The sequence below is a fragment of the Phenylobacterium sp. genome (assembly GCF_041691455.1).
Lineage (GTDB): Bacteria > Pseudomonadota > Alphaproteobacteria > Caulobacterales > Caulobacteraceae > Phenylobacterium.
Genome location: NZ_JBEPUO010000005.1, coordinates 115,090 through 133,467, shown reverse-complemented (window position 1 = coordinate 133,467; position 18,378 = coordinate 115,090). Strand labels below are relative to the sequence as shown.

Here is an 18,378-nt window from a genome sequence, read left to right as displayed (position 1 = left end):
GATGACGCGGCCGATCCGATTCCTGCTGGATGGCGAGGTCCGCGACCTCACCGGCGTCGATCCGACGCTGACGGTGCTCAACCTGTTGCGCTACGACCTGCGCCGCATCGGAACCAAGGAGGGCTGCGCGGAGGGCGACTGCGGCGCCTGCACCGTGGTGCTGGGCGAGCTGGAGGACGGCCGTGTGCGCTTCCGGGCGGTCAACGCCTGCATCCTCTTCGCGCCGATGCTGGACGGGCGCGCGCTCTTCACCGTCGAGAGCCTGAAGAAGGCTCCAGGAGACCAAGCGGGCGCCCTGCACCCGATCCAGCAGGCCATGGTCGCCAACCATGCGAGCCAATGCGGTTTCTGTACTCCGGGTTTCGTCATGAGCCTCTACGCCCACCGGCGGGAGGGCGCGGCGACCGACAGCGGGACCCTGAAGGACGCGCTGGCCGGCAACCTCTGCCGCTGCACCGGCTACGGCCCGATCCTGGCGGCCGGCCAGGCCATGGGTCCCGACCCTGAGGCGCGCCTGGCCGACGCCCTGGCCGTCGAACTGGCCGCCATCCGGCCGGCCGAGAGCCTGGAGATCGAGCACCGGGGCCGCCGCTTCCTCGCCCCCCGCACGACCGCCGAATTCGCCGCCGCCGTCGAGGCCAACCCGGACGCCACCATCCTGGCCGGCGGCACCGACGTGGGCCTCTGGGTCACCAAACAGCATCGCGAGCTGCCGACGATCATCTCGCTGAACGAGGTCGCGGAGCTGCGCCGCATCGAGGACCTCGGCGACGCCATCCGGATTGGCGCCGGCGTTCGCTACGCCGACGCCACGGCCCTGCTCGGCGATCTGCACCCGGAGTTCGCCGGACTGCTGAGGCGGTTGGGCGGACTGCAGGTCCGGAACCTCGGCACCGTCTGCGGCAATATCGCCAACGGCTCGCCGATCGGCGACATGCCGCCGGCCCTGATCGCCGCCGGCGCGAGCCTCGTGCTGCGCAAGGGCGAGGCCACCCGCGCCCTGCCGCTGGAGGCCTATTTCCTGGCCTACGGAAAGCAGGACCGGGCGCCCGGCGAGTTCGTCGAGGCGGTGGTCGTCCCGAAGATCCCGGCGGGCCGGATCTTCAAGGTCTTCAAGCTCTCCAAGCGCTTCGACCAGGACATTTCCGCCCTCTGCGCCGGCATCTCCATCGGCCTCGACGCCGGCAAGGTCGCCGACGCGCGCATCGCCTTCGGCGGCATGGCCGCGACGCCCAGGCGGGCCGCGGCTTGCGAAGCCGCGCTGACCGGCCAGCCCTGGACGGAGGCCACGGTCCGCGCCGCCGCCGAGGCGCTTGCGCAGGACTTCCAGCCGATCGACGACATGCGCGCCTCAGCCGGCTATCGCCTGCAGGCCGCTCAGAACCTGCTGCTCAAGGCCTGGCTGGAGAGCCAGGCGGCCGCGCCGACCCGCGTGCTGGACGCCGAGGCGGTGGCCCATGGCTGACGCCGGCGACGCCCTTCGCACGCTCACCGCCGTCCACAGCGCCATCGCCCACGACAGCGCCGAGAAGCACGTCGCCGGCGAGGCGCTCTACATCGACGACCTGCCCGAACCCGCGGGCCTGCTGCACCTCCACGTCGGCCAAAGCACGCGCGCCCACGCCCGCGTCGCCCGTCTCGACCTCTCCGCCGTCCGCGCCGCGCCGGGCGTGGTCTGCGTCCTCACCTCGGCCGACGTGCCGGGCAAGAACGAGATCGGCCCGGTGATGAACGACGAGCCGCTGCTGCCGGAAGGCGTCGTGCGCTACGTCGGCCAGCCGCTGTTCGCCGTCGCCGCCGAGAGCCTGCCGAAGGCCCGCGCCGCCGCCTCCCTCGCCGTCGTCGACTACGAGGACCTGCCGCCGCTACTGACCATCGAGGCGGCGCGCGCCGCCAACTCGCTGATCGAGGACAGCCAGGTCATGCGCCTGGGCGACGCCCACGCCGCCATCGCCTCCGCGCCGCACGCGCTCTGCGGCGCCCTGGCTGTCGGCGGCCAGGACCATTTCTACCTCGAGGGCCAGGTGGCGCTGGTGCTGCCCGGCGAGGACGGCGACCTGCACGTCTGGTCCTCCACCCAGAACCCCACCGAGACCCAGCACCTGATCGCCCGCTGCCTGGGCCTGCGCGACAACGCCGTGGTCGTCGAGGTGCGCCGGATGGGCGGCGGCTTCGGCGGCAAGGAGACCCAGTCGGTGCACTACGCGGCCCTGGCGGCGTTGGCGGTGACCAGGACCGGCCGCCCGGCCAAGGTGCGCCTCGACCGCGACGACGACATGGTGATGACCGGCAAGCGTCACGCCTTCGCCGTCGACTGGCAGGTGGGCTTCGACGGCGACGGCCTTCTGCGCGGCGCGGCCTTCGAGCTCGCCGCGCGCTGCGGCCACTCCGCCGACCTCTCCATCGCGATCAACGACCGGGCGATGTTCCATTCGGACAACGCCTACTGCCTGCAGGCCGCCGAGATCGTCTCGCACCGCCTGCGGACCAACACCGTCTCCGACACCGCCTTCCGCGGCTTCGGCGGGCCGCAGGGCATGATGGGGATCGAGCGCGCCATGGACGCCATCGCCTGGCGCCTGGGCAAGGACCCGCTGGATGTGCGCCTGGCCAACCTCTACGGCGTCTCGGGTAACCTGACGCCCTACGGCCAGACGGTCACCGACAGCGTCGCCTTCGAGCTGATGACCGAGCTGGAGGCGAGCTGCGGCTACCGCGCCCGCCGCAAGGCGGTCGCCGCCTGGAACGCCGAAAACACCCTCCTGAAGCGCGGGCTGTCGCTTACCCCGGTGAAGTTCGGCATCTCCTTCACCGCCAACCACCTGAACCAGGCCGGCGCCCTGGTCCACGTCTACACCGACGGCTCGATCCACCTGAACCACGGCGGGACCGAGATGGGCCAGGGGCTCAACATCAAGGTCGCCCAGGTCGTCGCCCACGAGTTCCAGGTCCCGCTCGACAGCGTGAAGATCAGCGCCACGCGGACCGACAAGGTGCCCAACAGCTCGGCCACCGCCGCCTCCTCGGGCAGCGATCTCAACGGCATGGCCGCCCAGGCCGCGGCGCGGACGATCAAGGACCGCCTGACCGTCTTCGCCGCCAAGACCTTCGCCTGCAAGCCCGCCGAGGTGGTGTTCGGTCCCGACGGCGTCCAGGCCGGCGAGACGACGCTGAGTTTCACCGAGCTTGTGCGCCGCGCCTATTTCGAGCGCATCTCGCTCTCCGCCACCGGCTACTACCGCACGCCCGAGATCCACTACGACCGCGCCAACCACCACGGCCGGCCGTTCTACTACTACGCCTATGGCGCGGCCTGTTCGGAGGTGGTGATCGACACCCTGACCGGCGAGAACAAGGTGACCCGCGTCGACATCCTTCACGACTGCGGCCGCTCGCTGAACCCGGCGGTGGACGCGGGCCAGATCGAGGGCGGCTTCATCCAGGGCATGGGCTGGCTGACCACCGAGGAACTGGTGTTCGACGACAAGGGCGCGCTGCGCACCCACGCGCCCTCCACCTACAAGATTCCCGCCGCCGGCGACCGGCCCGACGCCTTCAACCTGGCGATCTGGGCGCCGGGCAAGAACCGCGAGGCCACCATCCACCGCTCCAAGGCCGTGGGCGAGCCGCCACTGATGCTGGCGATCTCGGTCTTCTCGGCGCTTACTGACGCGGTGGCCAGCGCCGCCGACCACAAGGTCGTGCCGAACCTCGATGCGCCGGCGACGCCGGAGCGTATCCTGGCCGCCGTCGAGGACGTGCGCGGGAGGGCGGCCGATGTCTGAGTGGATCGCCGAGGCCCTGGCGGCGGTCGAGCGCGGCGAGGCGCTGGCCATGGCCACCGTCGTGGGCGCGCAAGGCTCGACGCCACGCGAGATCGGCGCGCGGATGCTGGTCTGGCCCGACCGCTTCACCGGGACCATCGGCGGCGGCTCGCTGGAACGCCAGGCGCTCGACCAGGCCCGCAGGCTGCTCACCCAGGCCCAGCGCCGCCACGCCCTGCAGGACTATCCCCTGGGTCCGCTGCTGGGCCAGTGCTGCGGCGGCCGCGTACGCCTCCTGGTCGAGCGGATCGACGCCGACAGCCGGAGCTGGCTGGCCGAGGCCGCGCAGGCCTGCGGCGCCGGCGCGCCCTTCCGCCTGCAGGCCGATATCGACGGCGCCGACCTGCAGCGTTCCGTGCAGTCCGCCACCGGCCCGGACCCCGCCGACAACTCGCCCCGCGTCCCGATCCCCGACGTCCGCACACTCTCCGAGGCCATCGCGCCCAAACATCCGCGCCTGGTGATCTTCGGGGCGGGCCACATCGGCCAGGCGGTCGCCCGCGCCTTCGCGCCGCTGCCGTTCCATCTCGACTGGCTGGCCAGCCGCGAGGACCTGCGGCCGGAAGCCGGCGGAACCCGCGCCGAGGTGCTGAGTGAGGATGAGCTTGAGGCCTGTATCGAGGCCTCGCCCGGCGGAACCCTCTTCGCCATCTTCACCCATAGCCATGACCTCGACTACCGCCTGACCCGCGCCGCCCTAGCGAAGGGCGACTTCGGCTACCTCGGCCTGATCGGCTCGCGGACCAAGCGGGCCCGCTTCGAGAGCCGCCTGCGCGCCGAGGGCGTCACCGACCCCGATCTCGCCCGCCTGGTCTGCCCGATCGGCATCCCGAGCCTGAAGAGCAAGGCGCCGGCGGTGATCGCCGTGGCGCTGGCCGCGGAGCTTCTGCAACTGACCGAGGACGGCAACGCGTGACCTTCGAGTGGGCGGCCTGGGCCAATCTGGCGATCCGCTGGCTGCACCTGACCGCGGGCGTCGCCTGGATCGGCTCGTCGTTCTATTTCATGTGGCTGGACAGCCATTTGAAGGCGCCGGCCGAACAGCGGGAGGGCGTCGCCGGCGAGCTGTGGAGCGTCCACTCCGGCGGCTTCTATCACCAGACGAAGTTCATGGTGGCCCCGGCCGGAATGCCCGACGAGCTGCACTGGTTCAAGTGGGAGGCCTACACCACCTGGATCTCCGGCTTCCTGCTCCTGGCGCTGATCTTCTACGTCGGCGCCGACGTGAACCTGATCGACGCCCACCGCCTGGCGCTCGGCCGCTGGCAGGCGATCGGCCTCGGCCTGGGGACCCTGGTCGCCGGCTGGCTGGTCTACGACGGCCTCTGCCGCTCGCCGCTCGGCCAGAACCTGCGGGCCTTCGGCGTCGTCTGGTTCCTGGCGCTGACCGCGGCGGCCTGGGGCCTCACCCGCGTCTTCTCCGACCTCGGCGCGGTGATGCACCTGGGCGCGATCATCGGCACGGTGATGGCCGCCAACGTCTTCCTGATCATCATCCCCAACCAGCGCAAGGTGGTGGCCCAGGTGCTCGCCGGCGAGGCCCCCGACCCGGCGTTGGGCAAGCAGGCCAAGCAGCGGAGCGTCCACAACAACTACATGACGCTGCCCGTGCTCTTCATCATGGTCAGCAACCACTATCCGATGATCGTCTCGGCGCCCCTGAACTGGCTGTGGCTGGCGGGGCTGGGGATCGTCGGCTGGACCATCCGCCACTTCTTCAACCTCAAGAACGCCGGCCAGCTGCGCTTCGATGTCCTGGCGCTGGGGGCGCTCGCCTTCGTCACGGTCGCGGTGCTGAACGAGACCGCCAAGCCGCCGCCGCCCGCCGAGGTCCCGGTTCCGCCCTTCGCCGACGTCCGTATGCTGATCGATCGTCACTGCGTCATGTGCCACGCCGCCACCCCGGCCCACAAAGGCGTCACGGCCCCGCCCAACGGCGTGATCCTCGACACCGACGCGGGCCTCACCAAGAACGCCGCCAAGGTCTATGAACGCGCGGTCGCCACCCACTCCATGCCGCTCAACAACGAGACCGGCATGACCGACGCCGAGCGCGCCAGCCTGGGCGCCTGGATCAAGGCCGGCGCGAAGGTCGGCGCCTGATGCGTGAACTCACCCCTGAGCCGCTCACCGCCGAGGCCTTCGCGCCGTTCGGGGAGGTGATCGAGGCCTCTGATCGGGCCGAGCGGATCGCCATCAACTACGGCCATACGACCCGTTTCAACGACCTTGCCCGTATCGACGTCGCCGACGGCGGCGGTCACGCCATCGTCAGCCTGTTCCGCGCCCGCCCGCTCGACCCGCCGCTGCTGAAGGTCTTCGAGCGCCACCCGCTGGGCAGCCAGAGCTTCACGCCGCTGCAGGCCCGCGCCTTCCTGGTCGCCGTGGCCCCGGCCGGCGCCTTCGATCCGGCCGCGATCCGCGTCTTCCACGCCCAGCCGCATCAGGGCGTGAACTACGCCAAGGGCGTCTGGCACCACTTCCTGTTGCCGCTGGACGCCGAGAGCGACTTCCTGGTGATCGACCGCGCCGGCCCCGGCGACAATCTCGACGAGATCGAGCTAGCGCCCGCCGACCAGATCCGGGTGCGCCCGTGACCCGCCACGCCTACCGGGCCGCCCTGCTGCATGCCCTGGAAGACCCCTGCCGGGCGCCCGCCGAGGCCGCCTGGGCCTATCACGAGGACGGCCTGCTGGTCGTCGAGGACGGGCATGTGGCCGCCTTTGGAGCGTATACGGACGTTTTTCCGGCCCTGCCGCCCGACACGCCCGTCACGCCCTTCCCCGGCAAGCTGATCACCCCCGGCTTCGTCGACGCCCACATCCACTATCCGCAGACCGACGTGGTGGCCGCCTGGGGCTCGCAGCTGCTGGACTGGCTGAACACCCACACCTTCCCGGCCGAACAGGCCTTCGCCGACCGCGCCCACGCCGACGAGGCCGCCGCCTTCTTCCTCGACGAGCTGCTGCGCAACGGCACCACCAGCGCGCTGGTCTTCGGCACGGTCCACAAGACCTCCGTGGACGCCCTGTTCGAGGCGGCGCTCGCCCGCGACATGCGGCTCATCGCCGGCAAGGTGCTGATGGACCGCCATGCGCCGGCGGGCCTCTGCGACACCGTCGAGACCGGCCGGGCCGACACCGAGGCGCTGATCCGCGCCTGGCGGGGCCGGGGCCGGCTGGGCTATGCGGTGACGCCGCGCTTCGCCGTCACCTCGTCCGACGCCCAGCTGGCCATGGCCGGCCAGGTCGCCGCCGCCCACCCCGACGTCCTCATCCACACCCACATGTCGGAGAACCTCGAGGAGATCGCCCGGGTCGGCGAGCTCTTCCCGGACGCCCGCGACTACCTGGACGTCTACGCCCGCCACGGCCTGGTCGGGCCGCGCTCGGTCTTCGCCCACTGCGTCCACTCGACGGACGACGCGCTTCGCCGCATGCAGCGGGCCGGCGCCGCCTCGGCCTTCTGCCCCTCCTCGAACCTGCTCCTGGGCTCAGGGCTCTTCAGCCTGAAACAGGCGTGCGACTGCGGCGTCACCGTGGGCCTCGGAACTGACATCGGGGCCGGCGCGAGCTTCTCCCTGCTGCACATGATGGGCGAGGCCTACAAGGTGGGCCAGCTGGGCGGCGAGGTCCTCGACCCCCTGCACGCCTTCTACCTGGCGACGCTGGCCGGCGCCCGGGCCCTGAAGATCGACGATCAGGTCGGCAACCTGGCGCCCGGCAAGGAGGCCGACTTCCTGGTCCTCGACCTCGCCGCCACCCCGCTGCTCGCGCGGCGCACCGGCGCGGCCAGGACCATCGCCGAGCAGCTCTTCGTGCTCTCGATCCTCGGCGACGACCGGGCGATCGAGCGGACCTACCTAGCCGGCCGCCTCGCCCACAGCCGCGACCGGACCCCGCCTTCGAGAGCCCTTTACCCCTAGGCGCGAGTCGCGCTCAGGTGGCGCCGACGCGGCGGTCGCGTCGCCCAGCGCGGGGCTCGACCTGACCAATGAAATTGCTGCTGATCAAGGCCTTCGCGGAGATTCACGCCTACAGCCAGTTCGTCGAATCTCTCGGCCGCGGCCTGGCCGAACTGGGGCACGAGGTGGTGATCTCCGACCAGTCCGTCCATGTGGTCGACGGCGTGGCGCCGGCGCAGGAACTGGCCCGCGAACTTCAACTCGGACGCTTCGAGGCCTGCGTATCGTTCAGCTCGTTTTTCGGAGGCGTCACCCTGGACAACGGCGTCTCGCTCTTCGACGCCTTGGGGATCAAGTTTCTCGGCTGGCAGCTCGACCATCCGATCTACGCGCCGCATAGCCTCGCCCGCGCACTCCAGGGACGCTACGCCGTCTACTCGAACCACAATCACCTGCGGTTCGCCCAGGCTCTGAAGCTCCCCGGCCGAGGGACGACGATGCTGCTCGGCGCCGAGCCGCCGCAAGCGCCCCTGAAAGGCTATCATGAGCGCAAATGGCCGGTGTTCATCGCCGCGAGCTTCGTCGGACGGCCCCAGGCTCTTTGGGAACAGGCTGAGGAGAGCGTGGGCAAGCGCCTGCTGATCGGCGTCGTGGAGCGGCTGATGGCCGATCGGGAAGCCTCGCTCCTCGAGGCCTTTAACGCCACCTCCGATGGACTGTCCCTCGGAGTCCGGTTCGGGGTCGATCCCGGCCTTGACGATCAACTTGTCGCCCTGCTGCGCGAACCGCTGACCTACGTCCGGCAACTGGATCGCATCCGGATCGTGGAGGCCCTGGCCCAGTCCGGGCTTCCGGTCGCCGTCAGCGGCCCCGGCTGGCGCGAGATTCTGGGCGAACGCGACAACGTCACGCACCTGGATAGCTGGGTCGCCTTCAAGGACATTGCGGACCACTACAACGACGCCAAGATCGTCATCAACCTGAACGCCGGCAACGGGGCCTGCGAGCGGGCGACCTATGCCGCCCTGGCGGGCGCGGCCGTGGTTTCGGACTTCAGCGCTGACCTGGTGGCGCAATTCGAGGGACCGGGCGAGATCGCGCTCTACGACCGTGCGGCGCCGCAAGGAATCTCCGACCTTGTCCGCAACCTGATCGAAAGCGACGCTGGCGAGGCCATGGCGCACAACGGCCGCCAGCGGATTCTGACGTCCGGCCTCGTACGCCATAGGGCCCAGCAGATCGTCGACTTCCTGGCGACGGCCTAGGCGAGCCGGCTTTTCGCCGACGGCCTTCTCAGCGGGCCTCGGGGTGGATCAGCACGGTCTTGATGTTCACGAACTCGCGGATGCCGAACGCCGAGCATTCGCGGCCGTAGCCGGAGTGCTTCACGCCTCCGAACGGCAGGTGGCTGTCGGAGCGCACGTTCTGGTTCACGAAGCTCATGCCGGCTTCGAGCTCCTCGGTGGCGATCCGCTCGCCGCGCTCGACGTCGCCGGTCAGGACGCCGGAGCCCAGGCCGAACGGGCTGTCGTTGGCGATGCGGATGGCGTCCGCCTCATCCTTCGCCTCGATCACCGCGGCGACCGGGCCGAACACCTCCTCGTCGTGGGCCGGCATGCCGGGGCGCACGTTGGTAAGCACAGTGGCCGGATACCAGGCGCCGGGCTTGTCCGGGACCTCGCCGCCGATCAGCGCGCGGGCGCCCTTGGCCAGGCTGTCTTCGACCTGCTTATGGATGTGGTCGCGGGCCTCGACGCTCTGCATTGGGCCGAGCTTGGTCTCAGCCTGCCGCGGGTCGCCCATGGCGAAGCCGGCCATGGCGCCCACCAGCGCCTGCTCGAAGGCCTCGCGGACCTCGGCCACCACGATGAACCGCTTGCCGGCGATGCAGCTCTGCCCGCCGTTGACCATCCGCGCGGTGGCGGCGACCTCGGCGGCGGCCGGGATATGGGCATCCTCCAGCACCAGGTAGGCGTCGCTGCCGCCGAGCTCGAGCACGCACTTCTTGAGCGCCCCGCCGGCCTGGGCGGCGACCTGCCGCCCGGCGTCGACCGAACCCGTCAGGCTGACCGCGGCGATGGCGTCGTCCTCGATCACCGCGCGGACGTCGCGGCTGGGGATCAGGAGCGTGCGGAACACGTCCTCGGGGAACCCCGCCTGGCGGAACACGTCCTCGATGGCCAGAGCGCAGCCCGGCACGTTGCTCGCGTGCTTGAGGACCGCGGTGTTGCCGGCCATCAGCGTCGGGGCGGCGAAGCGGAACACCTGCCAGAACGGAAAATTCCACGGCATCACCGCCAGGATGGTCCCCAGCGGCCGGAACGAAACCTTGGCGCGGGGGCCGCCCATATCGACCGGCTGGTCGGCCAGGAAGCCGGCGGCGCGCTCGGCGTAGAAGTCGCAGTTGCCGGCGCATTTCTCGACCTCGGCGTGGCCTTCGGTCAGGGTCTTGCCCATCTCGTCGGTCATCAGGGCGGCGAATTCGTCGCTGCGGGCGCGCAAGGCCGCGCCGGCCTTGCGCATCAGGGCCGCGCGCTCGGCGATGTCCGTGCGCCGCCAACCCTCGAAAGCAGCGCGCGCCGCCCGCGCGATCTCCAGCGCCTCCTCGCCGGTATGGCCGGGATAGCTGCGCCCCGGCTTGGCGGTCGCGGGGTCGGTGACCTGGAAGGTCGGCTTTTGCGGCATATCCATCGGAAAGCTCCTTAGCCCTCCGGCGAGAACCAACGGCGCCCTCGCCGGTTGCATGCCGCCGGTCGGTCAGGCGGCCCGATTTCCCTGCGCCGTCAGCGTCAGGATCGCAACCATCAGATGGTAGAACGAGGTCGCCGGGGCTGGCTCCTCGACGAACGTCCCGTCGGGCTTGAGCTTGTCGCGCCAGGCCCCGCGCATGGGCGTGTCGAGGTACTGCGCCAGGCCGCGTGCGGCCCGGAGCCCCTGGCTCTCGTCGCCCATCGCCACCGCGGCCTTCAGGTGCTCGGTCTGCGGCCAGAGCCGGGCCGAGCCGTCGCGGACCGAGAAATCGTCCCACAGCGCGTTGACGGCGGCCTCGCGGACCGGATCGACGCCGCGGAGCCCGTTTTCGAACAGCCGCCGCGCCGCGGCCAGCGCCGCGGGCTTCGCGCGCGCCTTGCCCCAGCGGTCCAGCAGCCAGGCCCATTCGAACTGGTGGCCGGGCTCGACCAGGCCGCCCTCGCCGGCGAGGGCCCGCCAGTCGGCGTCGAAGAATTCCCGCAGCGCCCCGGTCGCGGGGTCGATGAACCGGCTCATGGCCAGCTCGGCGATCTCGTCGCTGAGCGCCACCCAGCGCGGGCCGCCGGCCGCCTCCCAGGCGAGCGCGCTCTCGAAGAGGTGCATGTGGCAGTTGGCCTGGTAGGGGTGCGGACCCGCCTCGCGGAAGCCGCCCGCCGGGACCCGCCGGGTCTCCAGCGCGTCGAGCGTGCGCCCGGCCTCGCCCGGCCGGTCGCCGGCGCCCGGATCCGCGCCCTCAAGGGCCGCCATGGCCAGCAGCGCGAAGGCCTGCTCGTAGACGTCGGCGCCCTTGTCCAGCGGGGTCCCGTCGGCCGCCGCGCGGTTGATGAACAGGCCGTCGGGTCGGCGGTAGGCCGCGGCGAACCGCGCCCAGCCGGTCTGCGCCACCGCAAGCCAGCGCTCGCCATAGCCGGCCGCCGCGGCGGAGGCGAAGACGAAGACCTGCCGCGCCTGCGCCCGCGCCCGCCGCGGCCCCTCGACCGGCCGGCCGTCGGCGGTCAGCGCCTCCTGGAAGAGCCCACCCACCGGGTCGACGCCGGCGCTCGCCCACAGCGGCAAGGCGGCCTCGCCCAGCCAGGCGTCATACCAGGCGGCGGCGTCGGACAGGGTGGCGAACCTGGAAGGCATTCGCTCTTATGGCGGATTCTTGCGGCCGTCGTCAGGCGTCGCAGGCCCGGGCGGCGTGGGCGACGTGGAACGATCCGGAGTGCGAGAGCACGATCCAGTCGCCGCAGCGGGCGATCACCGGCCCCTCCGGGGTGCGCACCTGGATCGCGGCGCTTTCGATCACCGCACAGGCCTCCTGGCCCAGCCAGCGCCAGAGCGTTCGCCAGCCGGCCTTGTCGCTGGGCGGCGGTACGCGGAGCGCCGCGCCGTGGTCGAAGGGTGGATGGAGGCGAATGGCGCGCATGGAACCCGGAACTGGCGTTGACACTTCAGAAGCTGAGATCGGGGTGCTTCGGTCACCAAGTGCTTAACCGGGCAGTCGTTGGTCGGCTTGTCGACTCGCCTGTTAAGCGTTCGGGCGTGACTTCTACGGCAGAGGTTGCAAATTGTCGCACCAACGGTTTTTGAAACGCTTTTCAATGTGGAAACAGTAGCCTTAACCTATGGTAGAGCTGGTACGCGGGGTCCGGGGGGATCGATCCGTGGAGCACAATCCGGCCAGGAGGATCGCAATTGGCAGACCCATCGACAAAGGCGCCGGATCCTATGGATGTCGCCTTGGGCGCCGCCGTCAGGATTCGCCGGCGGACCATCGGCATCTCGCAGGAAGCCCTGGCCGACCAGTGCGGAGTGAGCTTCCAGCAGATCCAGAAATATGAGAACGGCGCGAACCGCATCTCCTTCTCGCGCCTGGTCCAGATCGCCCGCGCGCTCAAGTGCCGCGTCGTTGACCTCATGGACGTGCTGGACGGTCCCGACCGCGAGACGACCGGCGACCTCGATCTCCTGACGCGCATGCGCACGCCCGGCGCGCTGGAGCTGCTCGCCGCCTATGAACAGATGACGCCGGACGCCCGCACCTCGTTGGTCGGTTTGCTCCGGGCCCTGACGAACCAGGGTTCGGCCCCGGCCAACAAGAGCCGCCAGGTCGCCTGAGCCGCCTGACCTTCCGGGCGCTCAGCTGTCGGCGAGAAGCTTGTCGATCACCGCCTTGGCGCCCGGACCCGCCCAGTCGGCCTCGCCGGAGATGCGTCCGCGCTCCAGGCCGTCCTTGCCCAGGATGATCGTTGTCGGCATGCCGTTCGCCACGGGCTTCAGCGCCCAGGGCAGCTTGGCTTCCGGGTCGTTATAGAAGGCCAGCGGCGCCTGCTGGGCGATGAAGGCCTTGGCCTGGTCCAGCGCCTCGGCCTTGTCGATGCTGACGGCGACGACGACCACCGGCTTGCCCTCATAGGACTTGGCCAGCTTGGCCAGCGTCGGCATCTCGATCTTGCAGGGCCCGCACCAGGTCGCCCAGAGGTTCATCACCACGACCTTGCCCTTGAAATCGGCCGGCGTGAGCTTTTTCCCGGAGCCGTCGACGAAGGCGTAGGCGGGCGGCGCGACGCCATCGGCGGCGTGCTCGAGCTTCTTGGCGACGTCGTGCGTCTCGGTCGCGACAGGCACGGCGCCGGACACGGCGACCGGCGCCTGCGTCGCCGGCTTGGTCGAGGACTGCGCGATGATGTAGACAACCGCCGCGACGCCTATAGCAGCGGCGCCCCAGAGGGCCCATGTCAGGACCCCGCCCCTGGGTTTGGCCGCGGACTGATCGTTCATATGACGAACTCTTCCTCTGACGCCCCGAAGACCGCCGACCCGGGCGGGCAGGCCATGTGGGGCGGCCGTTTCTCGGACAAGCCGGCCGAGCTGATGCAGGCGATCAACGTCTCCATCGGCTTCGACCGGCGGCTGGCCGCCCAGGACCTGGAGGGGTCCCGCGCGCACGCGGCGATGTTGCAAAAGACCGGCGTCATTACAAGCGAGGACGCCCAGGCGATCCTCAAGGGCCTGGAAGCGATCGGCCAGGAGATGGCCGCCGGGACCTTCCCGTTCCGCGAGGAATTCGAAGACATCCACATGAACGTCGAGGCCCGGCTGCGCGAGCTGATCGGGCCGGCGGCCGGGCGGCTGCACACCGCGCGCTCGCGCAACGATCAGGTGGCCCTCGATTTCCGCATGTGGGTGCGGGAGGCCTGCGACCGCACGGGCCTGCAGATCGGCGCGCTCCAGAAGGCGCTCCTCGCCAAGGCCGAGCCGCACGCCGCCACCCTGATGCCGGGCTTCACCCACCTGCAGCCGGCCCAGCCGGTGACCTTCGGCCACCACCTGATGGCCTATGTCGAGATGTTCGGCCGCGACGCCTCGCGCTTCGCCGACGCCCGGACGCGGATGAACGAGAGCCCGCTGGGCGCCGCGGCGCTCGCCGGCTCGCCGTTCCCCATCGACCGCGACGCGACCGCCAAGGCCCTGGGCTTCGACCGCCCGGCCGCCAATTCCCTCGACGCCGTCGCCGACCGCGATTTCGCGCTGGAGGCCCTGGCGGCCGCGACCATCACCGCCATCCACCTGTCGCGGCTGGCCGAGGAGATCGTGATCTGGATGACGCCGCAGTTCGGCTTCATCCGCCTGACCGACGCCTTCACCACCGGCTCGTCGATCATGCCGCAGAAGAAAAACCCGGACGCCGCTGAGCTGGTGCGCGCCAAGGCCGGCCGCCTGCTAGGGTCTTTCACCCAGCTTGCCGTGGTCATGAAAGGCCTGCCGCTGACCTATTCGAAGGACATGCAGGAGGACAAGGTCCCGACCTTCGAGGCCTTCGACGCGCTCGAGCTGTCGCTTCGCGCCATGGCCGGCATGGTCGCCGACCTGGAGCCCGACACCGAGCGCATGGCCGCCGCGGCCGGCGCCGGCTTCTCCACCGCCACCGACCTCGCCGACTGGCTGGTGCGCGAGCTCGCCCTGCCCTTCCGCGACGCCCACCACATCACCGGCGCGGCGGTGAAGCGGGCCGAGGCGCTGGGTTGCGGCCTGGTCGACCTGCCGCTCGCCGACCTGCAGGCCCTGGAGCCGCGGATCACCGACGGCGTTTACAAGGTGCTGAGCCCGGAGGCTTCCGTGGCCAGCCGAATGAGCTATGGCGGGACCGCGCCCGATCAGGTGCGCGGCCAGATCCAGCGTTGGAAGGAAATCCTCGCATGAGCCTTCGCACCCTCAGCCGCGCCTGCGCGGTCCTCGCGATCCTCGGCGGCCCGCTCGCCGCCTGCGGCAAGCTGGGCGAACTTGAGAAACCCGGCCCCCTGAACGGCGTCGGCGGCGCCACCACCCGCCAGGCCGACGAGCGGCAGCGCCAGGCCCAGGATCCGCAGCGCCCGGTCGACACCGTCGACCCGCGCGACCGCGCCACCGATCCCGCCCCGCCGCGCACCCTTCCGATCGAGGGCTCCGGCCAGGATCCGACCCGCTCGGCGCCGCAGGGCGCCTTGCCCAACCCCTACGCCAACCCGCGATGAACCATTTCGAGCTTCAGGGGGGCGAGCTCTATTGCGAAGACGTGGCTCTGGCGAAGATCGCCGAGGCCGTCGGCACGCCGGTCTATGTCTATTCGTCCGCCACGCTTGAGCGGCACTTCAATGTGCTGCGCGACGCCCTGACCGCCGCCGGCCTCAAGGATCCGCTGATCGCCTTTGCGGTGAAGGCCAATTCGAACGTCGCGGTGCTGCGCACCCTCGCCCAGGCCGGCGCCGGCGCCGACGTGGTCTCCGAGGGCGAGATCCGCCGGGCGATCGCCGCCGGCGTGCCGGCCGAGCGCATCGTCTTCTCCGGCGTCGGCAAGACCGAGGCCGAGGTCGCCTACGCCCTGGAAACCGGCGTCGCCGAGATCAACCTGGAGTCCGAGCCGGAGCTCCACCTCGTCAACACAGTCGCCCAGCGCATGGGCAAGCGCGCCACGATCGCCATCCGGGTCAATCCGGACGTCGAGGCCGGCGGCCACGCCAAGATCTCCACCGGCAAGGCCGAGAACAAGTTCGGCGTCTCCATGGCCGAGGCCGAGCGGCTCTACGCCAACGCCTCCAACATGGCCGGGGTCCGGCCGGTGGGCGTCGCCTGCCACATCGGCAGCCAGATCACCGATCTCGCCCCCCTTGAGGCGGCGTTCCGCAAGATGCGGGCGCTCGTCGAGCGTTTGCGCGCCGAAGGGCTTTCCGTCGAGCGGTTGGACCTCGGCGGAGGCCTCGCCGCCCCCTATTTCAACCAGCCGACCCCGCCGGCCCCCAGCGACTACGCCGCGATGATCGCGCGCGTCATGGACGGCCTGCCGGACATCCAGTTCGCTTTCGAGCCCGGCCGGATGATCGCCGCCAACGCCGGGGTGCTGGTGGCCCGCGTGCTGCACGTCAACGCGCGTCCCGAAGGCCGCAGGTTCCTGGTCCTGGACGCGGCCATGAACGACCTGCTCAGGCCGGCCATGTACGACGCCTATCACGAGATCCAGCCGGTGAAGCCCCGGGCGGGCGAGCCGGTGGTCTACGACGTCGTGGGACCGATCTGCGAGACCGGCGACACCTTCACCCGCGACCGCGCCCTGCCGCCGATCGAGGCCGGCGACCTGGTGGCCTTCATGACCGCCGGCGCCTATGGGGCGGCCATGTCCAGCGAGTACAATTCCCGCCTGCTGGCCCCCGAGGTGCTGGTGAAGGGATCGCAGTTCGCGGTGGTCCGCCCGCGCCCGACCTACGACGACATGCTGGCCCGCGAACAGGCCGCGCCCTGGCTTTAGGCCGCGGCGGCGTATTGCTGGATCACGCGGCCGCAACACCAGAGCTCTTTGGCGCGCGCGTCGTGCTGGTCTTCGACATAGACCTTGGCTTCGACGTCCGAACCGCACTCGAGTTCGATCGACTCCTTCAGACGGCCGCCCGCGTCGAACAGGTAGAGCTGGTAGATGGCCATGACGATTCCAGAAGTTCGCGTCCCGCCCTGCAAACGAAGCGGACGAGGCGCGGTTCCGCGATGGCGGCCTTCCGCCTAAAGGTCGGCGCAGGAGCCCATGTTGACCGGCTTGTGCTCGGCCCGCGTCCAGCCCGATGCGTTCTTCACGAACTCGGCGGTCCGCGAGCCGTTCTGGGCGTGCAGGAACTTGGTGTCGAAGCCGTTCCAGGTCATGGCCGCGACGACCCGGGCGGTGATCCCCCTGGCCTGGTCCTCAGGCGTGACGGTGCGCTCGGCCTTGCACGCCACATCGAAGCTGTCGCACTTCTGGCCCTCCGCCTGGCTCTTGCAGAGCGGATCGGCGGCGATGATCTCCTTGCGCCAGGTCAGGATCTCGCCGTCGAGGCCCGCGAACTTGCCCGTCGCGGCGGCGCCGGTCTTCGCCGCCTGGCTGCAGCCGCCCTGGGCGCAGGCAAGGATCAGGAGGGCCGCAAGGGCCGCCGCGCGTGTCGTCAAGATATGAGCTCCCATGGAGATAGAACGCGCTGGAAGCCGCAGCGATGCGGCGGCAATAGGGCGAAGCCCCTTCTAGTCCAACGCGCCGATATAGGGCAGCCCGCGATAGGCGCCCGCGGCGTCCATGCCGTAACCGACCAAAAACCGGGCAGGCGCCTCCCAGGCGACGAAGTCCGGCTCGATCGCCCGCGGGGTCGGCCAGGGCTTGCGCGCGAAGACACAGGTCATGACCTTGCCGGCCCCGGCGTCGCGCACCAGCCGCGCGGCCTCGGAGAGCGAGAGGCCGGTGTCGAAGACGTCGTCCACCACCAGGGCCGTGCGCCCGGCCAGCGGCCGCTGCAGGTCGGCCCGCACCTCGCAGCGCCCCAGGCTCGCACGCGCGTCGCCATAGGAGGCCAGCCACAGGGCGTCGAAGCCGATGTTGCGGCCGAGCCGCGACAGCGCCCGCGTCAGGTCCGCGCAGAACCACAGGCCGCCGGTCAGCAGACAGACGGCCACCGTCTCGTCATCCACGTGCGGCGCGATGGCCTGCGCCACGGCCTCGACGCGGGTCATGACCTCGGCCTCGGCGAGCAGGACGGCGGGCGGGGCGTCAGTCATGTTGCGGCAGGGCGTCCGGGCTGCCGGGCGGCAGCGGCTGGGCGTCGACCGGCTGCGGTCCTGAGAGGATCGCCTCGGCGGCGCGGGCCGGCGGCGGCGCCTTGGCCCCGGCCGCTTCGAAGGTCACCTCCAGGTCGCGGACGCTGGCGGGCGGATCGACGATGGCGATGGAGAAGTGCCGCACCGCATGCGCCGGCGCCTGCGGATCGAGCGGGCGGGCGATCTTGATGGCCAGCGGCTTGCCGCGGCGGTCCAGCAGGCTGACGCGCAGCGAGGGGACGGTGGCGGCGGTGTCGCGCAGGTTGCGGATCTGGCCGGTCACCGCCAGCACCGGTCGGCCGCCCTGGAAGGCGGGTTCGGCGTGGACCTTCTCGATCACCAGGCTCGACACCGGTAGGCCGATGCCGGCGTAGGCCGCCTGGCTGACCGGCAGCACCCGCACGACCTGGGCGCGGAAGATCAGCGCGCCGGCGATCAGCGCCACGACGGCCGCGGCTGCGCCGGCCCAGACCATCACCCGTCCGGTCGCCTCCCGCTCGGGCGCGGCCGGCCGAGGCGCGAAGACAGCGATGACCGGTTCCGGCTCGGCCGCCTCGATCATCAGTTCGTCGGGTTCCGGCGCGGCCGGCGGCGGGCTCGGCGGCGCGGTCGCTATGGCGGGCTGAGCCGGGTCCTCGGCCTCGTCGCCCCCCGGGCGCGCCGTCCAGCGCGCCCCGCAATTCGAGCATTTCACGCTCCGCCCAGCCGGCGCGATCCGTGAGTCGTCCACGAAATAGCTGGTAGCGCACTCTGGACAGGTCAGTATCATGACGGTCGAATCGGACGCTCCAGCAAACCTCCCATCCGAGGTCGCCGATTTCGGCCTTC

General features: G+C 70.9%; 19 protein-coding genes. 11 read left to right on the top strand and 8 right to left on the bottom strand.

The features are described 5' to 3' along the window. Position 1: 1 nt before the first annotated feature. From xdhA to ACESMY_RS10190, 7 genes are all read left to right on the top strand, one after another. Complete coding sequence (gene xdhA, locus ACESMY_RS10220; protein ID WP_372784479.1) at positions 2–1,465, top strand: xanthine dehydrogenase small subunit; 1,464 nt, start codon at positions 2–4, stop codon at positions 1,463–1,465. Then, complete coding sequence (gene xdhB, locus ACESMY_RS10215; protein WP_372784478.1) at positions 1,458–3,785, top strand: xanthine dehydrogenase molybdopterin binding subunit; 2,328 nt, start codon at positions 1,458–1,460, stop codon at positions 3,783–3,785. The genes xdhA and xdhB overlap by 8 nt, the downstream gene beginning before the upstream one ends. Further along, positions 3,778–4,740: a xanthine dehydrogenase accessory protein XdhC gene (gene xdhC, locus ACESMY_RS10210; RefSeq protein WP_372784477.1), complete on the top strand. Its 963-nt coding sequence runs from the start codon at positions 3,778–3,780 to the stop codon at positions 4,738–4,740. The genes xdhB and xdhC overlap by 8 nt, the downstream gene beginning before the upstream one ends. Continuing rightward, positions 4,737–5,927 (top strand): urate hydroxylase PuuD, encoded by a 1,191-nt coding sequence (locus tag ACESMY_RS10205; protein WP_372784476.1) that lies wholly within the window; start codon positions 4,737–4,739, stop codon positions 5,925–5,927. The genes xdhC and ACESMY_RS10205 overlap by 4 nt, the downstream gene beginning before the upstream one ends. Next, positions 5,927–6,421, top strand: coding sequence for an ureidoglycolate lyase (locus ACESMY_RS10200; RefSeq protein WP_372784475.1), 495 nt, complete (start codon positions 5,927–5,929; stop codon positions 6,419–6,421). The genes ACESMY_RS10205 and ACESMY_RS10200 overlap by 1 nt, the downstream gene beginning before the upstream one ends. Then, complete coding sequence (gene guaD, locus ACESMY_RS10195) at positions 6,418–7,749, top strand: guanine deaminase (RefSeq protein ID WP_372784474.1); 1,332 nt, start codon at positions 6,418–6,420, stop codon at positions 7,747–7,749. Before ACESMY_RS10200 ends, guaD begins: the two co-directional genes overlap by 4 nt. Positions 7,750–7,817: 68 nt before the next feature. After that, positions 7,818–8,993 (top strand): glycosyltransferase, encoded by a 1,176-nt coding sequence (locus ACESMY_RS10190; protein WP_372784473.1) that lies wholly within the window; start codon positions 7,818–7,820, stop codon positions 8,991–8,993. A 28-nt stretch (positions 8,994–9,021) separates the two neighbouring features. Here ACESMY_RS10190 and ACESMY_RS10185 read toward each other — a convergent pair whose 3' ends face one another. From ACESMY_RS10185 to ACESMY_RS10175, 3 genes are all read right to left on the bottom strand, one after another. Then, positions 9,022–10,419 carry an NAD-dependent succinate-semialdehyde dehydrogenase gene (locus tag ACESMY_RS10185; protein ID WP_372784472.1) on the bottom strand — a complete coding sequence of 466 codons (1,398 nt, stop codon included), beginning with the start codon at positions 10,417–10,419 and terminating at the stop codon, positions 9,022–9,024. A gap of 66 nt (positions 10,420–10,485) precedes the next feature. Beyond that, a complete protein-coding gene (locus ACESMY_RS10180; protein WP_372784471.1) occupies positions 10,486–11,604 on the bottom strand; it encodes an AGE family epimerase/isomerase in 1,119 nt (372 codons plus the stop codon). A 31-nt stretch (positions 11,605–11,635) separates the two neighbouring features. Further along, on the bottom strand, positions 11,636–11,887 hold the full coding sequence (locus tag ACESMY_RS10175) for a hypothetical protein (RefSeq protein WP_372784470.1): 252 nt from the start codon (positions 11,885–11,887) through the stop codon (positions 11,636–11,638). A gap of 302 nt (positions 11,888–12,189) precedes the next feature. On the opposite strand from ACESMY_RS10175, the gene ACESMY_RS10170 reads away from it, so the two are divergent. Beyond that, entirely contained in the window at positions 12,190–12,579 is a 390-nt protein-coding gene (locus ACESMY_RS10170) for a helix-turn-helix domain-containing protein (protein WP_372784469.1), read from the top strand. 21 nt (positions 12,580–12,600) lie between these two features. Here ACESMY_RS10170 and ACESMY_RS10165 read toward each other — a convergent pair whose 3' ends face one another. Next, positions 12,601–13,242, bottom strand: coding sequence for a TlpA family protein disulfide reductase (locus tag ACESMY_RS10165; protein WP_372784468.1), 642 nt, complete (start codon positions 13,240–13,242; stop codon positions 12,601–12,603). Here ACESMY_RS10165 and argH point away from each other — a divergent pair, their 5' ends adjacent. Genes argH through lysA form a run of 3 tightly spaced genes read left to right on the top strand, consistent with a single transcriptional unit; the run spans position 13,243 to position 16,243 of the window. Then, positions 13,243–14,664 (top strand): argininosuccinate lyase, encoded by a 1,422-nt coding sequence (gene argH, locus ACESMY_RS10160; protein WP_372784467.1) that lies wholly within the window; start codon positions 13,243–13,245, stop codon positions 14,662–14,664. It abuts the gene before it with no gap. Continuing rightward, positions 14,661–14,975, top strand: a complete 315-nt coding sequence (locus ACESMY_RS10155; protein WP_372784466.1) for a hypothetical protein — start codon at positions 14,661–14,663, stop codon at positions 14,973–14,975. The genes argH and ACESMY_RS10155 overlap by 4 nt, the downstream gene beginning before the upstream one ends. Continuing rightward, positions 14,972–16,243 (top strand): diaminopimelate decarboxylase, encoded by a 1,272-nt coding sequence (gene lysA / locus ACESMY_RS10150; protein WP_372784465.1) that lies wholly within the window; start codon positions 14,972–14,974, stop codon positions 16,241–16,243. Before ACESMY_RS10155 ends, lysA begins: the two co-directional genes overlap by 4 nt. Here lysA and ACESMY_RS10145 read toward each other — a convergent pair. The 4 genes from ACESMY_RS10145 to ACESMY_RS10130 form a co-directional block, all read right to left on the bottom strand. Beyond that, entirely contained in the window at positions 16,240–16,416 is a 177-nt protein-coding gene (locus ACESMY_RS10145; RefSeq protein ID WP_372784464.1) for a hypothetical protein, read from the bottom strand. The two genes, lysA and ACESMY_RS10145, sit on opposite strands and share 4 nt — an antisense overlap. A 75-nt stretch (positions 16,417–16,491) precedes the next feature. Continuing rightward, a complete protein-coding gene (locus ACESMY_RS10140) occupies positions 16,492–16,911 on the bottom strand; it encodes a hypothetical protein (RefSeq protein ID WP_372784463.1) in 420 nt (139 codons plus the stop codon). Between the two features lie 72 nt (positions 16,912–16,983). After that, complete coding sequence (locus tag ACESMY_RS10135; RefSeq protein ID WP_372784462.1) at positions 16,984–17,511, bottom strand: phosphoribosyltransferase; 528 nt, start codon at positions 17,509–17,511, stop codon at positions 16,984–16,986. Beyond that, positions 17,504–18,319 carry an MJ0042-type zinc finger domain-containing protein gene (locus ACESMY_RS10130; RefSeq protein ID WP_372784461.1) on the bottom strand — a complete coding sequence of 272 codons (816 nt, stop codon included), beginning with the start codon at positions 18,317–18,319 and terminating at the stop codon, positions 17,504–17,506. The genes ACESMY_RS10135 and ACESMY_RS10130 overlap by 8 nt, the downstream gene beginning before the upstream one ends. Positions 18,320–18,378: the final 59 nt, after the last annotated feature.

What these genes read in the sequence shown, in the direction of transcription:
- ACESMY_RS10185 (WP_372784472.1), bottom strand. Translation starts at nt 10,419, where the DNA reads ATGGATATGCCGCAAAAGCCGACCTTCCAGGTCACCGACCCCGCGACC.
- ACESMY_RS10145 (WP_372784464.1), bottom strand. Translation starts at nt 16,416, where the DNA reads ATGGCCATCTACCAGCTCTACCTGTTCGACGCGGGCGGCCGTCTGAAG.
- ACESMY_RS10180 (WP_372784471.1), bottom strand. Translation starts at nt 11,604, where the DNA reads ATGCCTTCCAGGTTCGCCACCCTGTCCGACGCCGCCGCCTGGTATGAC.
- ACESMY_RS10130 (WP_372784461.1), bottom strand. Translation starts at nt 18,319, where the DNA reads ATGATACTGACCTGTCCAGAGTGCGCTACCAGCTATTTCGTGGACGAC.
- xdhA (WP_372784479.1), top strand. Translation starts at nt 2, where the DNA reads ATGACGCGGCCGATCCGATTCCTGCTGGATGGCGAGGTCCGCGACCTC.
- ACESMY_RS10165 (WP_372784468.1), bottom strand. Translation starts at nt 13,242, where the DNA reads ATGAACGATCAGTCCGCGGCCAAACCCAGGGGCGGGGTCCTGACATGG.
- ACESMY_RS10190 (WP_372784473.1), top strand. Translation starts at nt 7,818, where the DNA reads ATGAAATTGCTGCTGATCAAGGCCTTCGCGGAGATTCACGCCTACAGC.
- ACESMY_RS10170 (WP_372784469.1), top strand. Translation starts at nt 12,190, where the DNA reads ATGGATGTCGCCTTGGGCGCCGCCGTCAGGATTCGCCGGCGGACCATC.
- ACESMY_RS10155 (WP_372784466.1), top strand. Translation starts at nt 14,661, where the DNA reads ATGAGCCTTCGCACCCTCAGCCGCGCCTGCGCGGTCCTCGCGATCCTC.
- ACESMY_RS10200 (WP_372784475.1), top strand. Translation starts at nt 5,927, where the DNA reads ATGCGTGAACTCACCCCTGAGCCGCTCACCGCCGAGGCCTTCGCGCCG.
- ACESMY_RS10135 (WP_372784462.1), bottom strand. Translation starts at nt 17,511, where the DNA reads ATGACTGACGCCCCGCCCGCCGTCCTGCTCGCCGAGGCCGAGGTCATG.
- xdhB (WP_372784478.1), top strand. Translation starts at nt 1,458, where the DNA reads ATGGCTGACGCCGGCGACGCCCTTCGCACGCTCACCGCCGTCCACAGC.
- argH (WP_372784467.1), top strand. Translation starts at nt 13,243, where the DNA reads ATGACGAACTCTTCCTCTGACGCCCCGAAGACCGCCGACCCGGGCGGG.
- ACESMY_RS10175 (WP_372784470.1), bottom strand. Translation starts at nt 11,887, where the DNA reads ATGCGCGCCATTCGCCTCCATCCACCCTTCGACCACGGCGCGGCGCTC.
- lysA (WP_372784465.1), top strand. Translation starts at nt 14,972, where the DNA reads ATGAACCATTTCGAGCTTCAGGGGGGCGAGCTCTATTGCGAAGACGTG.
- xdhC (WP_372784477.1), top strand. Translation starts at nt 3,778, where the DNA reads ATGTCTGAGTGGATCGCCGAGGCCCTGGCGGCGGTCGAGCGCGGCGAG.